The organism is Spirosoma flavum (assembly GCF_042686045.1).
Lineage (GTDB): Bacteria > Bacteroidota > Bacteroidia > Cytophagales > Spirosomataceae > Spirosoma > Spirosoma flavum.
This window is the reverse complement of record NZ_JBHUOM010000042.1, coordinates 30,554-53,747: the sequence shown is the minus strand read 5'-3', so window position 1 is coordinate 53,747 and position 23,194 is coordinate 30,554. Positions and strand designations below refer to the sequence as shown.

The 23,194-nt window shown below is 45.2% G+C and carries 21 protein-coding genes and 1 pseudogene; 6 read left to right on the top strand and 16 right to left on the bottom strand.

Features of this window, described 5'->3' with window-relative positions:
- Positions 1-266 precede the first annotated feature (266 nt).
- The gene (locus ACFS25_RS27910) at positions 267-1,607 is read right to left on the bottom strand and encodes a lactonase family protein (protein WP_381507899.1); all 1,341 of its coding nucleotides are present in this window, start codon (positions 1,605-1,607) and stop codon (positions 267-269) included.
- Between the two features lie 484 nt (positions 1,608-2,091).
- Positions 2,092-2,325 (bottom strand): hypothetical protein, encoded by a 234-nt coding sequence (locus tag ACFS25_RS27905; RefSeq protein WP_381507897.1) that lies wholly within the window; start codon positions 2,323-2,325, stop codon positions 2,092-2,094.
- Between the two features lie 79 nt (positions 2,326-2,404).
- Between ACFS25_RS27905 and ACFS25_RS27900 the strand changes: the two genes are divergently transcribed.
- On the top strand, positions 2,405-3,175 hold the full coding sequence (locus tag ACFS25_RS27900) for a hypothetical protein (protein ID WP_381507895.1): 771 nt from the start codon (positions 2,405-2,407) through the stop codon (positions 3,173-3,175).
- 85 nt (positions 3,176-3,260) lie between these two features.
- Here ACFS25_RS27900 and ACFS25_RS27895 read toward each other — a convergent pair whose 3' ends face one another.
- Complete coding sequence (locus tag ACFS25_RS27895) at positions 3,261-3,503, bottom strand: pentapeptide MXKDX repeat protein (RefSeq protein ID WP_381507893.1); 243 nt, start codon at positions 3,501-3,503, stop codon at positions 3,261-3,263.
- A 232-nt stretch (positions 3,504-3,735) separates the two neighbouring features.
- Between ACFS25_RS27895 and ACFS25_RS27890 the strand changes: the two genes are divergently transcribed.
- Positions 3,736-4,449 (top strand): response regulator transcription factor, encoded by a 714-nt coding sequence (locus ACFS25_RS27890; protein WP_381507891.1) that lies wholly within the window; start codon positions 3,736-3,738, stop codon positions 4,447-4,449.
- Positions 4,446-5,966: a sensor histidine kinase gene (locus ACFS25_RS27885; RefSeq protein ID WP_381507889.1), complete on the top strand. Its 1,521-nt coding sequence runs from the start codon at positions 4,446-4,448 to the stop codon at positions 5,964-5,966. Before ACFS25_RS27890 ends, ACFS25_RS27885 begins: the two co-directional genes overlap by 4 nt.
- Positions 5,967-6,225: 259 nt before the next feature.
- Here the strand turns inward: ACFS25_RS27885 and ACFS25_RS27880 are convergent, their stop codons facing one another.
- The 8 genes from ACFS25_RS27880 to ACFS25_RS27845 form a co-directional block, all read right to left on the bottom strand.
- A complete protein-coding gene (locus ACFS25_RS27880) occupies positions 6,226-7,383 on the bottom strand; it encodes a DUF819 family protein (protein WP_381507887.1) in 1,158 nt (385 codons plus the stop codon).
- Between the two features lie 381 nt (positions 7,384-7,764).
- Positions 7,765-7,998 carry a PG0870-related protein gene (locus ACFS25_RS27875; RefSeq protein WP_381507885.1) on the bottom strand — a complete coding sequence of 78 codons (234 nt, stop codon included), beginning with the start codon at positions 7,996-7,998 and terminating at the stop codon, positions 7,765-7,767.
- A 184-nt stretch (positions 7,999-8,182) separates the two neighbouring features.
- A complete protein-coding gene (locus ACFS25_RS27870) occupies positions 8,183-8,752 on the bottom strand; it encodes a hypothetical protein (protein ID WP_381507883.1) in 570 nt (189 codons plus the stop codon).
- Positions 8,753-9,298: 546 nt separating this feature from the next.
- Complete coding sequence (locus ACFS25_RS27865; RefSeq protein ID WP_381507881.1) at positions 9,299-10,207, bottom strand: replication initiation protein; 909 nt, start codon at positions 10,205-10,207, stop codon at positions 9,299-9,301.
- Between the two features lie 1,083 nt (positions 10,208-11,290).
- Positions 11,291-11,584, bottom strand: coding sequence for a hypothetical protein (locus ACFS25_RS27860; RefSeq protein ID WP_381507879.1), 294 nt, complete (start codon positions 11,582-11,584; stop codon positions 11,291-11,293).
- On the bottom strand, positions 11,556-12,218 hold the full coding sequence (locus ACFS25_RS27855; RefSeq protein ID WP_381507876.1) for an AAA family ATPase: 663 nt from the start codon (positions 12,216-12,218) through the stop codon (positions 11,556-11,558). Before ACFS25_RS27855 ends, ACFS25_RS27860 begins: the two co-directional genes overlap by 29 nt.
- Positions 12,219-12,734: 516 nt before the next feature.
- Positions 12,735-12,863, bottom strand: coding sequence for a hypothetical protein (locus ACFS25_RS27850; RefSeq protein ID WP_381507874.1), 129 nt, complete (start codon positions 12,861-12,863; stop codon positions 12,735-12,737).
- Between the two features lie 1,266 nt (positions 12,864-14,129).
- Positions 14,130-14,546: a hypothetical protein gene (locus ACFS25_RS27845; protein WP_381507872.1), complete on the bottom strand. Its 417-nt coding sequence runs from the start codon at positions 14,544-14,546 to the stop codon at positions 14,130-14,132.
- 638 nt (positions 14,547-15,184) lie between these two features.
- Here ACFS25_RS27845 and ACFS25_RS27840 point away from each other — a divergent pair.
- Positions 15,185-15,280 carry a barstar family protein gene (locus ACFS25_RS27840; RefSeq protein ID WP_381507870.1) on the top strand — a complete coding sequence of 32 codons (96 nt, stop codon included), beginning with the start codon at positions 15,185-15,187 and terminating at the stop codon, positions 15,278-15,280.
- Between the two features lie 264 nt (positions 15,281-15,544).
- Here ACFS25_RS27840 and ACFS25_RS27835 read toward each other — a convergent pair whose 3' ends face one another.
- Both ACFS25_RS27835 and ACFS25_RS27830 read right to left on the bottom strand, forming a co-directional pair.
- Positions 15,545-15,742 carry a hypothetical protein gene (locus ACFS25_RS27835; RefSeq protein ID WP_381507868.1) on the bottom strand — a complete coding sequence of 66 codons (198 nt, stop codon included), beginning with the start codon at positions 15,740-15,742 and terminating at the stop codon, positions 15,545-15,547.
- Between the two features lie 289 nt (positions 15,743-16,031).
- Positions 16,032-16,202 carry a hypothetical protein gene (locus ACFS25_RS27830; RefSeq protein WP_381507866.1) on the bottom strand — a complete coding sequence of 57 codons (171 nt, stop codon included), beginning with the start codon at positions 16,200-16,202 and terminating at the stop codon, positions 16,032-16,034.
- Between ACFS25_RS27830 and ACFS25_RS27825 the strand changes: the two are divergent.
- Positions 16,201-17,440: pseudogene (locus ACFS25_RS27825) on the top strand (IS3 family transposase). The gene ACFS25_RS27830 and the pseudogene ACFS25_RS27825 overlap by 2 nt on opposite strands.
- A 924-nt stretch (positions 17,441-18,364) precedes the next feature.
- Positions 18,365-21,118, top strand: a complete 2,754-nt coding sequence (locus ACFS25_RS27820) for a bifunctional YncE family protein/alkaline phosphatase family protein (RefSeq protein WP_381507864.1) — start codon at positions 18,365-18,367, stop codon at positions 21,116-21,118.
- 295 nt (positions 21,119-21,413) lie between these two features.
- On the opposite strand, the gene ACFS25_RS27815 is transcribed toward ACFS25_RS27820, so the two are convergent.
- From ACFS25_RS27815 to ACFS25_RS27805, 3 genes are all read right to left on the bottom strand, one after another.
- On the bottom strand, positions 21,414-22,091 hold the full coding sequence (locus ACFS25_RS27815; protein ID WP_381507862.1) for a recombinase family protein: 678 nt from the start codon (positions 22,089-22,091) through the stop codon (positions 21,414-21,416).
- Between the two features lie 208 nt (positions 22,092-22,299).
- Positions 22,300-22,671 (bottom strand): hypothetical protein, encoded by a 372-nt coding sequence (locus ACFS25_RS27810; RefSeq protein WP_381507860.1) that lies wholly within the window; start codon positions 22,669-22,671, stop codon positions 22,300-22,302.
- A gap of 344 nt (positions 22,672-23,015) precedes the next feature.
- On the bottom strand, positions 23,016-23,180 hold the full coding sequence (locus ACFS25_RS27805; RefSeq protein WP_381507858.1) for a hypothetical protein: 165 nt from the start codon (positions 23,178-23,180) through the stop codon (positions 23,016-23,018).
- Between the last annotated feature and the right edge of the window lie 14 nt (positions 23,181-23,194).

Genomic DNA, 23,194 nt, shown 5'->3' with positions numbered 1-23,194 from the left:
ATTAGTCATCTATTTTTTATTCATTGTACTAGCGGTATGTAACCTGCCATTATTGGCCAGATTGAAAAATGCGAAAGGTTGGTTGAGAAAGACCTACAAGGTGCAGAACAATTTTTTTTTGACAGGATTACAGCAGGGCCGATAATCAGTCAACATAAACTTGTCCTACACCCGGCCTACATGCGTTATCAAAACGAACCCTGTCACACTAGCTAACCAGGCATTAATTTACCCTTGTATTAGCCAACAGCTCAACACATTCTGAATCAATAAACGACGATTCCTTGTGGGCGTACCGTTTTGTCAACCGGAATTTGCAGGGGTTCGCTCGGTTCTGAAATCTGCCCATTGGCACTGACAACAAGGGTATGCAGGTAATTATAATTACCACTGATGGTAAAATCAGGATTGGTATGCTGGTTAATTACGTATAGATATTTTTCATCCGGTGATAATTCCTCGTGAAAGGGTTCGCTGGTTGTGAAGGGGCCAGCCATGGGAACTTCATAAGAAGGACCTGAATTTTTTAAGTCCAGAAACTGCAAATTAGCGGGAGTCAGCGGATTTGTAAGATCATAAACAGCCACTCTATTTTCACCACTTACCAGCGCATACAGGCGCGTTCCTGCCTTATTGACCCGCAACCAACAAACCGCTTTGCCAGCCATTACTTTCGTCTGGAATGTCAGCGCTCCCGTGTTTGAATCGTAGGAATACACGCCAATCATACCTTCAATGGGGTGGCCAACATACAACACATTTTGCGTGGGGTGAGCCCATAACCCTAAAGCTCCACCCATACCACTGATATTCATGGGTGTACCCGCCGTTGGGGAGAGTTTACCATCTCCTCCAATGGTAAAGGCCCGTAGGCTTCCAATGGGCGTTGGCAACATAAAGGCGAGAAAATCAGCGCCGAATAAAAGTTTTTTGCCCGGTGCCAGATGCGCCTGACTAGGCGAAACATTGGCTGTGGTTTCAATGGTTGATCCAGCCAAAGGGGTTAGACGACCATCAGTTTCGATCGTGAGTACCGTGTAATTTGGTTTGCCTGTATTGGGTTGCAGGGGATCGTCGTTTTTGTTGACAACATACAGCTTGTTACCAGCGACACTTACACTGGTTGGATTTATTCCTCCCGAAGGAAACGGGGAATTCGGTACGGGTGTCAATGAACCATCGGTAGCCACGTTAAACACGGCGATTGTATTACTCCCCGAGTTGACCGCAAATAACCGTTTTTTATCATCGCTCAGGGCAATACACTGATCCGAATCGTCAGGGCCTAGCTTTTGGGTGGGGTTACTCACGCCTTTACCGCTGGTGACAAATGGGCTACCTCCCAATGCCGTCAACGTACCATCGGCACCCCGGCGATAGGCCAGAATAGCATTCTGGTTGTCAACTGGCACGTTGTTTTCAATGTAGAGTACATTCGTTGGCAAACTACTATCAGGTGTTTCTGGTATTCTGTGGTCCTGGCACCCACTAAAAACTATACTGGCAAAAATCAACATCAACCCATATCGATACGAAAATGGATGGCTATTTCCGGTAGTAAAGACAGTTTTGTTCATCACGTTGACTACGGTTAGTTCAGTAGTCATAACCCAGGACTTAGTTCATAGTTATCACGGAAGTATAACATTTTCAGTTCATTAGAATCAAAACAGTATCTGGCGAATGTTAGCTGAACATGGTTAACACCAGGATAAGAATACCGATTGAGTGACGTATAGGGGCTTGATTCTGACTGTTCCAGGCAATAAGGGCTAGTTTTCTGAGACTGGCATATAGAACAAGGGTTACCACTGACCGACATTAGGATAATCTACTCCCATACGGGCTGGGTGATCTTGGTCATGGGGAACCGGTATACAAGGGCTACAAAGGGGTTAAATGTTATACTCCTGTGATAACTTCTCCACGAGAAGTGTAGTTTCTTCCTTGAATTTAAGATTTACCAAATATTCTACCGGCTTCCGATCAAATATAACGCCACTGAACTATTACACTGGTCAGCCTAACCAATACGCGTATGGCCCACAAGGGATTTTTAGACACGATCAAAAAACATTTCGGCGTTGGCAACTACGCTGGCGACCAGTTTGGCGGAGCCGCTGGCAACGGATTACCCACCCATAACATCGCCGATTTCATGTTCGCTACCGGTATCGAGTGCTCGTACGAAAGCCCCGGCCCGTTGCTCAGGCTTATAAAACGCTGCTCAAGGAGTTTTGTCAGATTACAATTGTACCCCACGCGGAGATGCTTGAACTGACGACTCGACTGGCCCAGCTTAAAGTGAGTGTTTGAGGTAATCAATCCGGAGCTGATCGTTTATAGAGCAACCGCAAAGTCACATGAATCACTTTATTCCTCAGGACTCAACTCAACCAGCGCGATGATTCGATTCACAACTACGCTACTAGGCTGGATTTTAGTGCTCTATTCACCAGCGTTTGTATGGGCGCAGCTTGACAAAACGATGCCTGATATCCGTTCGATAACGCAAACGGTCGATTTAAGTCTGGCCACCAAAGGCAGCCTGACAACAGTTGCTTTGTCAATTAATCGCCTACATGGTCTGGGTCCCTCGCATCGGTTCAGCATTGGCTATGGTCTTCGGCTCACATCGGCATTTGGCAGCACTACCGACTACCGTACGGCACCGGCTGATTTAGTCAAGGGTAAGGGGAAAGGCAGCGTAATTGGTTTGTTCAGTAAAGATCTGGAGGAGAACATCGATACGCTACGTCTACCAAAAACCCAAGGGCATTCGGTTAACATTAGCTTCAACCTGGACTATGCGGTAAGTCGCCGGGTCGATCTGGGGGTCAATATCGACGTGATTGGATTTTCGTTCGGGCCTACCCAATCGGGTACATTCATCGCCAATAGTCCAATCCGATCCTCACTAAGTGGTACGGTCCAGGAAGCCAGGCTAACGACAGTTAATATGCTGCTTGGCGATAAAAGCGACCGGGGAAGCCTAAACTCGGAAGGATATGTCCGGTGCCGACTTAACCCGCACTGCAGTTTGCGCGGAGGACTGAGTTTTCAGTTCAATGAATACACCACCAGCCGCAAACTAACTTTGGATAACAACCGGTTTCGCAGTAGCAATACGCGTGTTTTACTGGCGGTTTCTTACCACTTTAACGCCAGAAAATAGAAAAAAAGCCCATCCAGACACGAACTTGATCTGAACAGGCCATCCTACTCCTGACGACATTGACTACTTCGACAGATCAAATCATTTACGGATTGTCGGTCTTCATCTTGTCTTTTTTCATTTTGCTTTTCTTCATCTTACCACTCGACATGTTGCCATCGCCCATTTTGTCATCCATCATCTTGCCGTCCGACATTTTGTCTTTTGCCATTTTATCGTCTTTCATTTTTGGAGACGACATCTTGTCTTTCTTCATTTTGTCCTGAGCGAATGTCGCTGTGGTCAGGCTCAGAGCTGCTATAAAAGCAAGTGCGATTACTTTTTTCATGAGAAATGTTTTGTTTTTATTGGGTGAAACGAGTCTATCAGAAACAAATGCGTCGCCATAGTAGTAAACGGAATGGCTGCTGTAAGGCGGGTAATGTTCTGAAGGGTAAAAGCTTTTTCTGCTCTGGATAGTTATCACAGAAGTATAACATTTTGATAATCAAATTTTTCCGTTCAGTCGTAATCGGGAATTTTGCGGACTGACTACCCGACTTGTTTGTCTGAATCCATCTATGAAAAAAATTCTGCTCATTGAAGACGATGCTCTTATAGTCGATTTAGTCCGTATTCATCTCTGTACCCTACCTGCCGAGGTGCTTACGGCGAATACGGGCCATGACGGCCTGGGCCAACTCGCTCAGCAATCCGTTGACTTGTGCATTCTGGATGTGATGCTGCCCGATATGAACGGCATTGAGATTTGTCGTCAGATTCGCCAGCGAGACAATTTTACCCCGATTCTCATGCTGACGGCCAAAGCTCAGGAAGCGGATAAAGTAGCCGGACTGGAAGCAGGCGCGGATGATTACCTGACAAAACCGTTTGGCATTCAGGAACTGATGGCCAGGGTTCGGGCGCTGCTCCGCCGGTCGGGTCTAGCCCAGGTAGCCTTAGCCGTTCCCCCCTCGATTATTACGCACCGTTCCCTCTGGATTCATACGATTGATCGAATTGTGACCCTTAACGGCAATCGAATCGAGCTCACGCCAAAAGAATTTGATCTGTTGGTCTTACTGGCCGAAAATCCGGGAAAGAGCTATAGTCGCAAAGAGTTACTTCAGTTCGTTTGGGATTATCATTTTGTGGGCTACGAGCATACGGTAACGGCCCACATTAACCGGTTGCGCAATAAAATCGAATCGGACTTTGCCCAACCCATCTACATTCTGACCACCTGGGGCATTGGTTATCGATTTGCCGAGCCTGAAAAGCCCATCGCTTCATGAATAATAAATCCAACCTGATCAAACTGTTTCCAGCTACCTATGGCCGGTTAGCGGGCCTCTTGTCGGTCTTAATGATTCTGCTGGTGGCAGGCTACAGTCTACTCAGTGGTTATATCGCGATTCGCTATTTTAAAGCCTCCCACCAGCGACTTAACCGCGAAGTGGCGACGCATATTGCCAAGTTTTCGGAGCCCTTTGTAGGCATGAACCAGGTAAACCACCAAGCCACTGAGCGCATTTTTTTCAACGCCATGGTAACCAATCCCAGTGCCGAAGTATATCTGCTGGACACGACGGGGCGAATTATAGTCTATCAGGCACCGACCGGAAAAATAAAACGGCACCAGGTTAATCTGGCCCCTATCCGTCAGTTTATTCAGACCCAGGGCCTGGTCTTTATTCAAGGCGATAATCCCCGGCAAGCCACCAGTCAGCAGGTGTTCTCGGCCGCTCAGGTACAAGACAAAGGGCATCTGCTGGGATACGTCTATGTCGTTTTACTGGGGGAAAGCTATGGCACAACGCTGGTACAGCTATTTAAAGATTACTCCATCGAATGGGGGCTTAAAACAACCCTATTTATGCTGCTGGCTGCCTTGGCCGTGGGCTTTGTGGTCTTTACCCTGCTGACTCGTGACCTGACCCGAATTATCCGAACCGTTATGCACTTTCGGGATGGCGACTTAACTGCCCGTACCCAGTTGCCACCCACCAGCGATTTGGTTCCCCTGGCCAATGCCTTTAATACCATGGCTGATCAGTTAGCCCGCAGCCTGGCTCAACTGCAAACCTCCGAGAAGCTCCGGCGCGACCTGGTTGCTAATGTCTCCCACGATCTGCGATCACCAATAACCTCCATCCGGGGTTTTGCTGAAACACTGGATATGGACGCTTCCCTCAATCCAACCCAGAAGCAGTATGTGGGTGCTATTTTACAAAGTACAGCCCGACTGACCAAACGAATCAATGAGCTATTTGAACTCTCGAAACTGGAAGCCAAAGAACGAAAGCCCGAAAAGGAGCCCTTTCTATTAGCTGACCTACTGACCGAAACCTACACAAATTTTCACCTGATCGCCAAGCAGAAACAGCTTGCGTTCACCTGCCTAAATTGTGAATTGCCGTCGGTCTGCTATGCTGACATTAATATGATTGAGCATGTACTCCAGAACTTAGTGGAAAACGCCATCCACTATTCGCCGGAAGCCGGTTATGTGCGAATACAATTGGCTTCCACCGATCAATATGCTACCGTATCCGTCATTAATTCCGTGTCGACGTTACCAGAGGCTATAGTAGATTACTTAACGCAGATCAATCGGATAGAAAACGCACACGGGAGCGTACGCCCACCCAATTCAGGCTTAGGGTTAGCGATTGTGCTGAAGATTCTAAGTTTGCATGATTCCCACCTGCAGGTTACCCACCTGTCAGAAACAGAAATCTGTTTTTCGTTTGATATCCTGTCCTATGCTACGTCAAGTCCGCAAATCAGCTCAAAGCTGCTCAATAAGTAGTTAGTAATTCATTGGTGATCTCGACTACCCAGGCGTGCCAGCAAGCTGTCGTAACACACTCAAAACGTTATACTTTCGTGATTACTTTTCTATACAGGGTGTGTTCTCAATTAAGGAATAAGTATCAATCTGGCAGCCAGCTGGCAGCCAGCATGGGTGCTAGGTAATTCGTCGGGAATTGTTTCTGAAAGACAGCTACAGACCTATCCACTTCGAGTACTGAATAACCGCTTTGAGCGCTCCCATTTAGAAACTACTGTTACCGTAAAATCTCCGCCACTAGTATTCCCAGATAAGTTCCAATCGCATTGCCCAGCGATCCAACCAGAACGGCCGGTAACTGTAAGTCAGGACGATTGAGGCTTCTGGATAAGGCCAGGGCAGAGGTAGCCCCACCGATATTGGCTTGGGAAGCTATACCCAGAATATCCCAATCCTGTTTGAAAAAAGCTCCCACACCAAACACAATTACCGCATGAATAAGCACTAGTAACAAAATCATTCCGAACAATACGATGGCCAATCGACCGTCATGCAGCAATGTCACAATATCGCAGTATGCACCAATTACAGCCAGAAAAATATAGATGCCGAAAAGCCCCACCAAGCGGCTACCCCGTAACTTATTAACGATTCGAAACTGAGCCAACAGCAGGGCAAACGTAGTGAGAATTAAGACAAACGGAATGCCTGTCACTATTGCGGAAATCTGTTTAGAGAGGAAGATACACCCTAAGCCCAAGGCGAGCAAAATAGCCAGATCATTCGGGTTCATTGTTTCGGAATCCGAAAATACATCCGCGCTTGCCTCCGTAGTGAGGAGATCTACATTGCTGCTGGCTGTTTGAAGTGGCGTTTGGTGGCGTGGGAAACGGCGTTGCAGGAAGTTTGGTAAACTCAATGTCGCTACCATCCAGAGGGCCGTCATGATGTTATCTGCAGCCGTTGCCGCGACAAACAAATTGCCTGCCTTCGACACGCCGTAATGAAGGGCTACCGCATGGAAATTTATACCCCCGCCAATGTAGGTTCCCGTAAACATCCCCGCCAAGGCGTAAAATAAATTCCCAACGGTTTGGGGCGCGGAAAAAACCCACACACTGACAAATACACCAATAATTGTGCCCACTGAACCCACCAGAAACATCACCAGCATTGGTAGCCCAGCCCGGCGAAGGTCTTTCAGATTCACACTTAACAGCAACAGGAACAGCGAAAATGGAGCTCCATAATTGAAAATACTTTCGTAAACGAGGGTTTCGGTCGTTGGAACCAGCCCAACGTTTGCTTCAATAGCCGTCAGAATGATAACCAGCAAAGCAGTTCCGATATGCCGAAAGCCTGGCTTTTTACTGAGCCATTCACAGATAATAACATTCAGGCAAAGAACAAAGAGGATGAAAATAGTGTCAGTCACAGCACAGGCAGGTTATAGTTGTAAATAGCTAGTATTCAGACAAATACCTTTACACTCTACGATAGTGTCTACATAGTCTATTGCCCGATAAGACCACCACGGTAACTGTAGATCTACCGGAAATTTTTTGCTCAATAAATTATGTTTAAGGTATTGAGGAGTGAGATCATAATTAGTAATAAGATTACTGATGAGTTTTACAGTTCTTTGGGTGTTAGATAGGTTCATCTTTACTCGATTTTTAAAATTATATTAAGTGAAAGTATTTGATTTTATAACTGTCTTAGTGTTATCGAGTCAAAATGTATCCGAAACTGCGGTGTCTTACCCCTTTTGTAAGTCGGTTTTGATTGGACTTTAACTACTATTGAGGTATCCCCACTAGCTGGGGTAAAATACTTCCCCTTTGTAGTACGGCTTGAGGTGATAACCACAGTTACTTTCCTGATCGCAGCGTCCATACTTGCCGGGCAGAGGTTCGCCCGTTTGCGTGTCTACATAGCGACTCAACGTTTTGCGGTGTTTGGGGCCGCTGATAGCAGAACGTGTTGGCCGGCATGGAGGTAAAATTATCGATTTGTTTCCAACTAAATTTCCTACGGCCTTTTTTGCCATTCACACCAGCAGCCGGTCCTTCCAAAACAAATGCCCTTTTGTAACGATTTCAGTCGGCATCGTTATAGATAGTAATTAGACGCTTAGAAGCAGTTTGAAACGTCCCAAGAGCTCAGGCGTTTTGTTCATTAGACGCGTAGGCGACATCTTGTCGTAGCCTTTTGTTGAAATTTATCTACTAGAGCTAAGTCGTTTTGCGAATGTATAAAGTGGTGATGCCCTGACGGATCTGGGTGGGATAGGTGGCCAACTCGCGGTCAATAAATTTATTGTCCTGGGGCACGGGCCGGGTAATATAGTAGGGATCAATGAAGATAATATTTATCCGCTCATGGACCTGATTCTTAATGCGTTCAGTATGCTTTAGTAAATGTTCATTATCACTGTCTAACTGGGTCAGGGTGGCATCAGCGAAATAGCGAAAGATACAGTACCAATAGCGGTAGTAATGATGATAGTTGGAAAAACAGTATTGATAGTCATCAGGTGTTTTTCGGATCGCGCGCAGGAGTTCATCATTCCTTTGTAGGTCCTGCGTCTGGGCGGGGCTGAGTTGCTCGACCAGGGAGCGATTGAGTAGTTCATCGCGGTATTCTTTGAGATGGTGAATGACCTGCTCAGGCGACACGTTACGCTCGAGTTTATACTTATGCTTCATATAGAAGGACAGGGAGATGGCGGGTCGCTCGAAGTTGACGAGTTTAAGGTTTTTGAGTGGTTTACCGGGGCGGAAGTAGGGTCGGTACTGCTCCATGTGCTGCATGGGGACGAAGTAGTATTCGAGCTGGGGCTCCTAGGGCAGGGCACTGACCTGGTTAATGATGGGGGTTAGGGTAACGGCGTGCTGGTTGAGCACCAGCCGGATAGCGGCTATGGGTGCTTGGTCGTTTCGCTTGAGAGCCATAGGAATAGTCTATTTTATTTCCCCTAAAGGTAAATAAAATAGACTATTCCTGCCTTAAGTTTTCTTTCCCCTTTCCATAAATCAACGCGTATCCCCTTTATCAAAGATTTTCTTTGATTGACTTGAAATCCTAAATAAGTAATTTAAAGTAGTTATTTAGGAGATAATAAATGATTCAAATTTGTCTATTAGAGGCAAAAGCGTCTATTTTAAACTTAAATGAATAGAACTTTCAATAGGTTTAAATGATTTACTTGCCTCTGGATGTAAGGGTTACCCATATTTTTGAGAAAACTAAAAGTTATTTAACTGCAACTACAAACCGAGCATGTCATCATTTCCATTGTCTAAGTAAATTCGTTGTCTTTCGAGGAACTAGCAACAGAGCATTTTGCCTCATAATACTCCGAATACTTTTGCTGTATAGGCACCCATACTAACAATCTTTCGGTCTGCATTATGAATTACTATCTCATGAAGTTTCTTATAAATAAAGACCGGATCAAAATTAGTTGTAATGTACTTAGCTTGATCCGGGCGTAATTTAAATTCACTGATTAGGCGTTGCTCAAGCTCAGATAAAGTTGGTGGTATAATATGTGTACTTTTTAGTTTGATGGTCCACTTTAATAAAGCAATTCGCCGACTCTCGCGTTCAGGATAGTATTTGACAAATAAATCAGTATGCTGATTTATCTCAGCCACAGCGGGGTCCAATACTCTCCGCTTAAAATTGTCCCAATCTGGGTATTTATCTTCCAGTTTTAACTGTAAGCGCAAGTCAGGCATGTTGACTTTCATCAGACCCATACTTTTCCATTGGGAAAGCATTTCATACAACCGCTTTGAATATTTGCCCGGTACATTCATTGCTTCCGTTAAACCATACGTCGTAAAGCGATTATCCAGATTAAATAGATATGGCCGAAGTTTACTATCGATACAGATTGCAATCGTCCCCTCTTTCGTATTATATTGTACTGACGAAAAAGGAGCTACCTGAATAAAACCATCAGGCACTGCAATCGTCATAATCTTCTGCATCATGGTTTCTGTTGACTTGCGCAAATCTTCATAGGGATTCTTTGTACTTGTCAGCCCCATAATATCGCGTACCCGAACTAAGTATTCCTTACCCGGTGCATCTTCAGCTCCCAACTGAGATTGCACCATATAGAGAATGTTCTTTTGGAGTGCCGTCATATCATAATGAGCTGTAGTCAGTGCATTTCCCTGAAACAGAATAGCACTCATCCGCGCATAATTCAACAGCGATAATTGATTAGTAGGTGTACGCTTTTTCATACTTATCCACATTTTCCCCCGAAACCTAATAAATAAATTAACATGTACGGAAATGACGAGGTTTTTGTACGGACTTCAAAAACTGCTACGAGGTTTTTGTACGGGGATAAGTCAAAATGTTACGAGGTTTTTGTACGTACCTCACGAGGTTTTTGTACGTACCTCACGAGGTTTTTGTACGGGGATATAGCCGTATCATTCTATAAACCAGAAACTTATGAAGACAATAAATATCAAAATAGTTAAAATATAATTGAATCACAAATAATTTGAAAAAAGAAGCGATTAAAGGAAAAAAAGAAAAAGCTAAGAAAAACTAAAAAAAGAAAACGAGTAAGCTAAGGGAAAGGAAAACATCAAATACTTCCTAATGAAACCTACATCCACGAGGTTTTTGTACGAGATTAGACTATAAGCAATTGATAATCAATAGATTGACCATTAAAACATATTCTCTATTACCTATTTTATTAGGTCAATTACACTAACCTTATATAGATATCTACGAGGTTTTTGTACGGAAATATAAATATTTATCTGATAATCAATGCATTAGCTTTAAAAATAGTTATCTATTTCATTCCTGTCTTTTTGATTAAACTATTAAAATGTAGGTTTAGATATCTAAGAATCAGGGTAATCTTTCCTTTTAATACCTCACTAATATTAAATTATTGTATTCCGCGAGGTTTTTGTACGGGAATAAGGTTAAACCTTTGTACTACAATGGATTACCAAAAAATAAACTTAGGTTAAGTTTTAAAAACTGATAACATCAACGAATGCTTTCAGACTCACGAGGTTTTTGTACGGACCAGGTTATATAGTACTGATAATCAGCACTATATAACCTGTGATAGGAAACTAACTAGCTATAATTGCAATCTATCTGTCCATCTCATATTGTTAGAAACCCAACCATGCGAGGTTTTTGTACGGGATTAACAAGTAAATAACTGATATTCAAGTAATTATAATAATTGTATTTTTATAGACCTATTTATTTAGTCCTTGAGTATCCCATAATTTAATCTACTATTCAAGTGCTCAATTGATAGATTCGTAGTATTGACAATGCATATCCTACATAGAATATTTTCGCCCCTCCCGCTGCATCTTTTCTTCTATCGCTTCCAATATCCAATCATGAGTCGAAATACCAAGTTTAGGACTAGCTAATTTACGCGGCCGTTTTTCACGAAACCCTGCGATTTTGTTCAGCACACCAGAGGTCAGTCGGAGATTAAAAAACTTTACGGTATCATCGCCTTCAAGCGATTTATCAACTCTTTTGGTAGTTGATCCACCTTTATTGATAACAGCATCTATTTCAGCCTCTGTCGGCTTCTTACGCGGTAGCGGGAGTGTTGTGGCCATGAAGTACGTGGTTAAATAATGCATTAATTTCTGAGACTGCTTTTAAATCTGGTTGCTCAACCTCAAAAACGGCTAGCCCCACCCCTGCCGCATTGCTAAATGCTTTTCGGTTACAAATTGGATGCGTCAGGAATGTAATCTGCTGGAAATCGCTTAGCGCTTGGGCTACTTCACGATTGTCAGCACTCCTGATATCAGCACGACTCAAAAAAGCGTATGGAATAATAGGCTCTGTTCGGATAGCCTGAATTTCGTCGATTACTTCAATAACCTTATTAATCGTCCATAAATCGAAACTACGGGGCGCAAATGGTATCATAGACACATCAGCCACTGATAAAGCAGCTCGTTGACTAGTGGTGTCTCTACCGCCTGTATCAATAACAATGTGATCGTACTTGGATCTCATCTGCTCAACCTGCTTACGAAGGTTTGCGCCAGTCATATTCACCAAAGTATAACCAGTGTTGCCGAGAGTCTGCTCACGCCAAGCTGTAAAGTCGCTGGCGGTCTCCTGTTCATCACCATCGACCAGGAGTACGTCATATCCTTCACGAACTAGCCAAGCAGCAAAATTGACCGCTAATGTACTCTTGCCAACGCCACCTTTAATTGAGTTAAAAGAGATGATCATTTAAAATGCGGTTTAGTATATATTCTAGATGCAGTAAAAGTATAGAATACAGATCTAAATCAATACTATTTATGGTATTTTTTTAAATCTAAAAAAATATTAATTTACACCTAGTTATAGATTTAAAAAAATATATAAAAGCGATCTGAAATTAGTTTAAATAATAGATCTATTTCTACACCTAAAACTAGATTAAAAAAATGATTTATTTTTTTATAAAAAGTTGTTATTTAGCAAGTTAATTAAATAGAATTTTGTTTTAGTCAACATTCTAGTTGGATAAACAAGGGGTAAATCTATAGTGATCCCGCTTTTTTATACTAGCCCTTAAGCTTGTCGTAATGGTAACTAACTTAGTAAACTGGACTTGCTAGCTTTTTGTCCCCTAGAAGCTAGCAAGTCCAGTTTGTCCCTAGACGGATTTCTGGACACGTTATAATCTCCTGAATTGTACCCACGCACTACTCCGATTCAGTTTACGGCCCGGTTATTACTGAGGAGCCCGTGTTGAGCATATTAGTCAACACCCAAGCCTTTCAACGACTGAACCACATCCTGCAACACTGCATTACGGGCTTTTTGGGGATGACTCAGCCCATCCCCCGCTTTCAGCATTCGGTGGGGGTCATGCTGCTGGCTTGGCACTTCAGTAAAGGAGCAGATTACCGCTTTTCCCCACGTAATTGATCAAGTGTTTAGGGGGCAGAGCTACCATGAGCGGATGAAAGCTCTCTACCTAGAATAATTCGACATCCCACCCATATTAGCCAAGTACGGACGGTTACAACTGGCATGAGTTCATTGACGAAGAGGCTTACCCTATTTTGGAGCAACCCGCCCCGGCATTGTGGGCCGACCGGTTGAACTACTTTTTTCGCGATGGGTTTATTGACCGCTGCTGCAGCGAGTCATTGGCGAGGACAACCAGATCGGTGTCGATGAGCTAGGGTACACCTACATAAGCGCCAATGAGTTAAGCTGGTCGAAAATGAACGCAATTGGCTTATACGAATTGATGGCGAAGCTCATTCAAACCGGCCTGCGGCTATCGGCCATCACCGAAGCGGATGTATGACTCACCGACCAGGCGTTCTAAGATAAGCTCAAGCGTTGTCGAGATCATACTTTGCAGGATCAGCTGACCCAATTTAGTAGTCCTATCCATTTTACAGAATCGAAAACCAATCCCTGGTACGAACTGAGGACTAAAATTCGTACGATTAATCCTGTGGTATGGGGCAAGGCATCCACTTATCCGAGATGCTGACTATAATCACGAACTGGCTGCTTATAGACAGCGAAGGCAAGAGGTTTTGTCTCCGGCTATCGCTCCGTAAGTTTTCGTGGATCATGCCATCTTTTTTCTTCTAGGGGACCTTCTGTTGAAACAACTATTTTTAAGTTATACACCTGATTTTCTTACCTGTATCGAAACCCAGTTGAAAAATTATAGCGGGTTGCTTGATCGCTATAATTTTGGAAATATTCTATTTTTTGCCTAAGATTTTGAACTAGTTGTAATTGGTTACTTCTATTTTAAACACAATTTTACATTTTATGATTTTGTCCATCTAATCGCTTTCATCAGTGAACATGTGGTTTAAGTAAATGCCCCTTCACGATCTTATTATTCAAACCTGAAGATGTTCAAAAATAGGTTCCTTAACTGAACGCTCCCAATTGATTCAACAAACAAGCATTCAATGGTGCGTAATTGACCAGCAGGAGTCAGCTAGGTCTTGATGGCATACGGTCCCCTTACATGAATGGCACGATCGGAGTTTCCTCAACCCGGGCAATTTAGGGTGGAATGATTGATCAGCCAATGGCAGGAATCCACGGCAGCCGATACTGCTAGTTAACCCTCCAAAATCGCCACGATGGACCCAGCATCTAGTAGTTTCCCCTTTATTATTCCTGTTTGACCCATTTCCGCTTGTTCCAAACCCGCCAAAAAGCACCATCCCCGTTAAATCGCCAAAACCGGGGTTCTCGTACCTTCTCTTCTGGAATCATCACCGTCCAGCACTCCCCATGAGGTAAGTGGACTAATTCGTGAATGCAGTCCGCTTCGACCACGTGGGTTGTACCTGGTGCCCGAAACACATCGGCATACTGCCAATCCCCTTTTTCAGTTAGTTGATAAACCCGCTCCGTATAGCCGCCTTTCAAAATATGAGTCGTGAACCGGAAGGGGTGACAATGAGGACCCCCCTTGTCAGTGTCCGTAAAGTGATGCACCACCATGTGAAAAGGGGTGGGATTACCCGTAAAATCGAATAGGTGTTTGGTAAACTCATTGCTCATTTTTTCTTTTCTGTACTTCATGGGTAAACGACCCTGTGCGGGCAGGTTTGTTGATTCAAGTCGGTTGCGGTGAAAATATATGCATGAGGCCTGTAAAGCGGTGTATGACCAGCTTTACAGGCCTCATGTCAATTGGCTGCGAGTAGGGCAGCGAAACTTGGTTGGCAAGCGCAATGACAAAACCCGATGGTTTGTTTTCCCTTAAGTTACTCTTTTTACTGCATTTCTGTGCAGTATTGGAAGAGATTATAGACCTATAGCATTGGATAGAATAGGTCTTGTTTCACTTATGAGAGCCTATTTGTTTACCTGTACCCTATAGGGTTCACTTCGAGGCTAGCCACCGATCAATAGGTTAATCTGATGGTTACCTATAACTATCAGATACAACGAGTAAAGGTATTTGTTGAGCCAATTCCATATTGGAAATAGTGTATGCATTAGGGTAAATAAGTCTTTTGTTGGTATCTAGGAATGGTGCAATTTTGGCAATTTTAATGAGGTTAGACAACTAACTTACTTGTCTAAAAAAAGTACCAAAGAGCTCTTACTCAATTTAGTCCATCCAATCCTTTCTTTACCGTTTATGGTCACGAGTTATTATACCATTGCCTCCTTATTTAGTTCTTCCAGGCAGCTAACCTAGGTAAAAATCCACCATGACACTTGATTTAATCGATATCAAGACTAAAATGGCTCTTCACCAGCTCTTCAAAGCAGAACTCCATTTTCCCCACTGGTATGGGATAAGCTAGAACGCTCTCTGAGATTATATGGTGGCGGTTGTTTAGATGCCCGCTCAAGTAAACATAACCCACTGCCACTGGGACGAATTTGCCCAATACAATCACCCATGCTAGGCAGATTTTGCGTCTCAGATCATCCAGGATTATAACCAAACAAGGGCGAATACGGGCAGGGTACTGGCTTGACCTGTTGGTTAGGATCACATCCGTCTAGGTAGCTAGACACGGTAGTACTACAGCCCGGATGTACCAACTGGCCAAGTGCCCAGACGATTAAGCACAAATCCGCACCCGGGCGAGTCGGATATCCGTCCGATTGAATTGCCGTTGCATTTCAGCAAAGACCCACTCGATCGCTTCATCGGGGTCCGTAGCCGCCACGGACAAATCTTTGGTCAGCCAGTTGTTGTGGCTGGTTTCATCGAGGACATCAAAAACGATCCGGATGACGTGTTTCTTTTTAGTGCGCATAGGAGTCAAATGAAAAGAAGAGAAGTAATATACCAGCCTTATATTGTACGTTTTCTTATTTAGAGACTAATAAGGTAGACCTACAGCACCACGGTAGCACCCATTTATGGCTTAAAAGTAGTCGCTAATTGTTTTAGTTGTATTATATATAGCAAACTAATGGTATATCTTTCTGCTAGTATGGTCGTTTTGATGAACGGATTATTGTGTAGGCACGAATCAGGAATGAGCGTTCGTGATCCGTGGTAGATAACCGAAATTGCCTATCTTACCCACGATTTATCCCCGCTTATACCAACTTGTCTCCATTATGCGCTACATCGCTTACTACCGCGTCTCTACCCAAAAACAGGGCCGCTCTGGTCTGGGCCTCGACTGACGTCCCCCCGGAAAAGCGTTCCAGTATAAAGTAGAGAAAATCGGGCAATTGTATTACCTTAAACAAGCAGACAATTGTCATGAAGAAAACGAAGTTCACCGAATCGCAACTGGGTGGCCGGAGCCATCGTCTTTGCTCTCAAACAATCTGAGACTGGAGTGGCCGTGGCCGAAGTATGTCGTAAAATGGGTATTAGCGAGGCTACCTATTATAATTGGAACCGGGGCGCCGGAGCGTAAGAAATATGGCGGGTTAGGTGTTGCTGAGCTCCAACGATTACACCAGTTGGAAGAAGAAAATCGTCAATTGAAACAGCTAGTGGCCGACCTGAGCCTGGACAAACAAATGCTTCAGGATATGCTCAAAAAAAGCTTTGACGGGGCCGCCCGTGCGGGTCAGTCCAGCGTCGAGGGCTGGCCCAGAGCTTGATGAAAGACTATCAGGTATCCAACCGGAGGGCCTGCAAAGTGGTAGCCTTGCAACGATCAAACGATCAAGTTGGTTTTACAAAGGGAAATCACGTGATGATTCAGTGCTTCGTAAGCGGATTCGGGACATCGCACAAACTCGTGTACGCTATGGGAGCCGTCGCATCGCCACCTTGCTCAGGCGGGAAGGTTGGCGGGACAATGGCACCGGCCACCCGGCATAAGCGGATTCATCGATTGTACTGTCTGGAGGGCTTGAATCTGCGCAGCAAGCGACCTAGACGTAAACGGGCAGCCGCTCACCGACTGGAACGACCAGAACTTTCTAGTATTGATCAGTGCTGGAACGGTCCGCCGTTGCGGCATGGACTTCGTAGGCGATCAACTCTTTGACGGTCGAAAAATACGGGCTTTAACTATAGTCGATAATTTTAGTCGCCAATGTGTCGCGATCCATGTCGGACAGTCTTTAAAGGGAACCGATGTGGTGGCCATTATGGATGCGTTGCGAGTCGAATTAGGTGGAGTGCCAAACCGTATTCAGCAGGGCCGCCTGAGCGGTCGATAATGGTAGCGAATTTATTTCAAAAGTGTTAGACTTATTGGCCTATGAGCATGAGGTGACCCTAGACTTCTCACGGCTTGGTAAACCAACGGATAACCCGTTTATTGACCGGGTCGCCGGTGCGATCGTTTAACGGGAGTTTCCGAGACGAGTGCTTGAACGCTCACTGGTTCCTGTCGCTAGACGATGCCCGAGAGAAAATCGCGCAATGGCGGGAAGAATACAATGACTTTCGGCCGCATAGTTCCCTAGGCGGATTGACGCCGGATGAGGTTGGAAAGGGGAAGGAAAAGCAAGCAAATGAACGTCCGATCCTCAATCTTTGACCGGTACGCTTTTCGGGAGGACCTCATAGGGATTAAGCCGTTGCGCCGACCGAAATGGAACAACTTAGGTTACGTACAAACCAATTAAAAGAGGGATTAGCTGAACGAAATTAGAAAATTCACTAATCATATTTAAGCCAAAAGTAATCTCGGATAAAAATTTAGATTTATATACTTTACAAATAAAATAGGTGCAGGATAGTAGCTTTCAATTAAACGACTGTAATCTGAACGAATAGATTTCTATAGGTATGTGGAAATTGGGAGCCAATCTCGTAAAGATGCAGGGCCGCCCGTGCGGTACAATTGGCATCGATGGCACTGCGCCAGCATTGCAGTGGCGCCCCAATACGGCCAGCGCTGGGTTATCTTTTTCCTTTTAATTAGCATAATGGGCAATTCCAATAGGTTGCTTAAAGATTTGTCCCGTTCCACGTCGGCAGGGACCGCCTTAAGTGTTTTTGGCAAGTCCAGCAAAAAAACAAAAAAGTAGTGACACTCCTTTCTACTGACACATCGAAACAACGATCAATTGAGTTTCAACTTTTCTGGATACGTCTACGATAAGTCCTTTTCCCCGGGAAGTATCTAACTTATCAGGCTCAAGAGGAAGAATATAGTGCCGATTGAATCTAAATCCTTAATAATGAGGTAACATACCAATGTCAGACTGGAATTATCTTTGGATAATAAACGGTAAACAAGGCGGCTGGCGTGTCAGTCCAACATGGGGACTAACGGAATCAAAATACTATTATAGTTTTTGAACGAATCGACCTTATCTACCAGCTGTGATAGTAGGCTAAGCTAGTCCACTTTAGCGTAGCTGGTAGATAGGGTATTAGTTACTGAACCGAATTGCCAATTCGGTTAAAAATAGTATATGGGTCCCTACACTTATCAAATTAACTGACTATCAATACGGTGCATCTATTTCTTCTCTTTACGCTCCTTTTTCTCTCGCTTCCTGGTATTGCACAGCGAACCTATACAACCCTTCAAGTACCCGGTCGCACTGAATTTTGCCGGATCGATACCACAGCCCAGTCGATTTTGCCGAGTGGTCGGTATGTGACCCCGGCAGGTCAGACGATTCGAATTGCCAATGACCCCTTCGGCCTGACGCTTTCACCCAATGGACAGCGGGCCGTGTCGCTTCATGATGGTATATTGACCGTACTCGACCTTGTTAAGCTAAAAGGAACCCGAATTCCTGATTATGCGGGTACAATCCCGGCGGCCTTAAAAGAGGGATCTTTTCTGGGTGTAGCGTTTGCCTCCGACAACCGGACTGTCTTTTTGAGTAATGGAGACAAAGGCCGAGTACTTATTTTCGATACTGACCAACTCCGAACGACAGATAGTATCAATCTGGATGGGAATGGTTATACGGATAGTTTCACATCCGATCTATTACTCAATGGAAACGAACTGTTAGTCCTTGACCGAGCCAATTTCCGGTTGGTACGTATTAATCTGACAACCAAGCAAATCACAGCCTCAATACCAACCGGGCGACAACCGTTTGGGCTCGCCATCAGTCCTGACCGTAGACTGGCGTTTGTGGCCAATGTGGGTTTGTATGCGTACCCTAAAGTGCCCGGCGTAACTAAAACCAACAAAGACACGATGGCACTCAAGTTTCCGCCTTATGCCGCTCATACCAAAGAATCAGCAGCGGGGGTAGAAGTGGAAGGCCGGCGAATCCCGGGACTAGGCAGTCCACTGGCCGATGAAGCCATGAGTGTCTGGACGGTGGATTTACGCACTAACAAGGTCATCAGCCGGTTCAAAACAGGCGTTCAGATTGGCGAAATGATCGAAGAAGCTGAAGTAGTCGGTGGCGCTTCGCCTAATTCGGTCGTGGTCGGCAATCGGTATGCCTACGTCTCCAATGCGACCAACGACAACATTTCTGTAATCGATTACAAAACCAAAAAGCTGGTCGGATCCATTCCCTTAAAAGTAGATCCAAAACTTGATCGCTATCGGGGCCTGATGCCGTTTGGTCTTGCCTTACCTCTGGATGCTACTGATAATTCCGAAAAAACGCTTTATGTAGCGCTGCTAGCTTTCAACGCCGTAGCTGTTGTTGATCTCCCGACGCGCCGGGTGCGGGGCCTGATTCCGACGGGATGGGGCCCCACCCGAGTAAAGCTTTCCCCAGACCAGAAAACGCTGTACATTCTATCGGCAAGAGGATACGGGGCTGGCCCGAATGGTGGGCAGGGTTTTGTGAAGCCGCCACAGGGTACATACATTGGCGACATTCAACTTGGTACATTTCAGGCGGTTCCTGTCCCTGATGCGGCTCAGCTGGCGATCTACACTAAACAGGTTTTAGCGAATACCTACCAGACTGTTACGGTCAGCGACGATGGCAAAAACCCACTGCCCGTTTTGCCTAAATCGCGTCAATCACCCATCAAACACATCGTGTACATTACCAAAGAAAACAGGACGTACGATGAAGTACTGGGGCAACTTCCCACTGGCCGGGGAGACTCCACACTGGCCCGCTTTGGCGTGGGTGTAACCATAAAAAGTCGGCTCTCAACCACCCGGGGCACGAGTGGCCGAACGATGGATAACCAAGGCGATAGTGTGCGCATAACGGCTGCGGATATTATGCCGAATCACCGGCGGATTGCGCAGCAGTTTGCGTTCTCGGATAATTTTTATTGCGATTCTGACGCCAGCATTCATGGCCATCACTGGATGCTGGGCACCATTCCGAATGAGTGGGTAGAAGCGAATGCGGCTTCGGCCGGACGATTGGAACCTGATTCTAAAGCACCGGGTCGACGATTTCCAAAAGCATCCGGGGCTATTGATCCTGAAGATTATAATGAAATTGGAGGCTTGTGGGAGGCTTTCGAACGGGCTAACGTTTCCCTCTATAATTTCGGCCAGGCAAACGAGTACGCGGGTGCAGTTGAAGAATGGACCACCACTTCATTTGGCGCTGCACAGTCGGTTGTGTTTCCGATGCCCAAGGCAGTCTTTCCGCATACGTCTCGTGATTTCGCCGGTTATAACACCAACGTTCCCGATCAGTACCGTATGGAACAGTTTGAACGGGAATTCACCGCTAAATGGCTAAAAGGCAAACAGCGGCTGCCCCAATTCGTAACGGTACAGATTCCCAATGATCACGGAGCAGGACCCCGGCCAACGGTTGGGTACCCCTATCTTCATTCGTACATGGCCGACAATGATCTGGCCGTTGGCCGGATGCTGCATTTTTTATCACGGACAAAATACTGGAAGAATATGCTCGTCATTATCACGGAAGATGATCCGCAGGGCGGGGTCGATCATATCGATGCGCACCGATCGCTCCTGATGATGGCTGGCCCGTATGTCAAACGTGGCTATGTATCGCATCGCCACGCAAATTTCGGTTCAATCCTGAAAACCATGTACAACATACTTGGCGTGCCTTATGTCAATCAGTATGACCTGACCGCTTCACTTCTACAGGATTATTTCACCGACAAACCGGACTATCGCCCTTACGACATTGTTTTTCCCGATGCCCGTATTTTTGACCCGCAGGCTGCTATGAAACCTTACAAAAAAACCATTGACTGGCGTACAATCCAGAAAGGACCGCAAATGGATGACCGGGCTGATCAACGTGCAGAGCATTATCGACAACAACTGCTGAACCCATAGCTTCACTAATTTTCTTGCCGCAAGCAATTGATTTGCTGGTTTGTAAGAGTGCATATACCACGGATTAGATTTAGCAGAACTAAACCAGCACTATAGTTAGGGTCCAAATCGGACGTGACAGTTGCAAAACTGATTTGGGATGAGAGAGCCCTTGAAGTAACCTGTCATAAAGGCAAAAAAGAGCCCTAGGAATTGTGCCATTTCGGCCACTTTAATGGAGTTGGACAGCGAATGGGCTTATCTATAAAAAGTGCCAAAAAACTCTTACTCAATTTAGTCCATCCAATCCCTCTAATTAGTTGAAAAGCGCAATGATCCGTTGCACCTGCACCGCTTGAAATTGCTTCCCCCGACGGGTACGGAATCCATGCTCATTCAACATAGCCGCTACACCACTCCAAGTCTCTCCCGCCCCACGTAGTGACCGGGCAAACGCAGCTGCCCGGCGATTATTCTCATGCTCGCGGGCATTTTGTTGTCGAACCGCTAATCCCTTTTGAGTGGCCTCTAAAGTGAGATTTTCGGGCTTGCCCAATAGATAGCCAGCCCGTTTCTTTTCAGCCAATGCTTTCCGGGTACGATCGCCAATAACTTCCCGCTCGTGCTGGGCCATCGTAGCCATTACGCCAATGGTGAGCGTGTTGGCTTCCGGCATATCGGCACAGACAAACTCTGCCCCTGAATCCCGAAGTGTAAAGATGAACGCTACATTGCGGGTTAGCCGGTCGAGCTTAGCAATAAGCAGGACGGCTCCCTTCTCCTGACAAAGCGCGATGGCTTTGAGCAATTCGGGCCGGTTGTTTTTCTTTCCCGACTCGATGTCGGTGAATTCGGCAACAATTTCTCCTCGATTGTAAATGTAAGAACTCACACTTGTGCGCTGAGCTGCGAGGCCGAGCCCACTTATGCCTTGCCGTTGAGTCGATACCCGAAAGTAAGCGACGTACTGTTTGTGTCCAAAATGATGTTCCACGGCACAAAAGAATGACTGATGAGCCAAAGATAGAACTATTTTACATTTTCTAAACGGACGTTTAATAAATGTAAAATGCTTTCAGATCCGAACGTAGACATTCGTAAGCCTATGAGCGTTAATTAACAGTACTCTTATAGATGCTGTTGGTTCTAATCCCTCGCTCTCTGCAATTCTTGTGTTTTTCAAAAAGAGTTATGTATGGTCGTTATATTAAGAAACTGTTCTGAGAATCACCAGCCTCGCTGCTGGCTGAAGACGAGATGCGTTTGTTCCCTGTTAGTAGCCACTGGATGACCTCAGGCTGATTAGCTAAATTAACGTGAAGCCGTTCGGGACAAGGAAGACGACTCGTGACCGGGAGTAACCTAAAATCAACTTGGTAAAATAAGGGCCGATCGGGGGTATACTCAATCTGGATTTCCACATCAGGCCTCAGCGAGCCATGCTGGCGCAGTAGCAGAAAGAGACTACCTGCCGTCTGGCCATTGACTTTGTAAAGCTCATAGTCTAACATCAGCGGTTGGCCAATATGATTGCGAGCCCATCGATAGAGTTCGGTTAATGAATCACTGGTCATAATGACTCAAATTTATCGGTTCAATAAACTACTCAGGCCAAGATACGATTAATCTACTAGTTATTAGACCTTTATGCCTGAAAAGTGGAATCCAAAAGGGTGATTAAATAAGAGCTATAGGCCGTCAATCCTGGTCATGAGCGCAGCTTGAGGAGGTTTTTACTTTTTAAAAAGAAAACGCACTGGGTTGTAAAATAACCAATCAGTAAGGACTATGGCTGGCGTCCTAGTCATATTATCAATCTATTAACAATGCCCAAATAGCCTTCCTGCCAGATAGTCTCTACCTAATTTTACGCAGGAAAACGCACCAGTGGTCGATCTGACACTAAATCAACGAGGCATTAAGATCGGCGAACCTGTACACTGAAGCCGCCAATTATTCCATAAAAGTCACCACTGCCCGACGTGTCCATATATTGAGCACTTACCTCAACGCGACCGATCAGCCAAGGGGTGCAACAATCATCATCGCTGGTACCGGTTGCTGATTCTGCGTATTTATTCACTTATCCAATGAAAT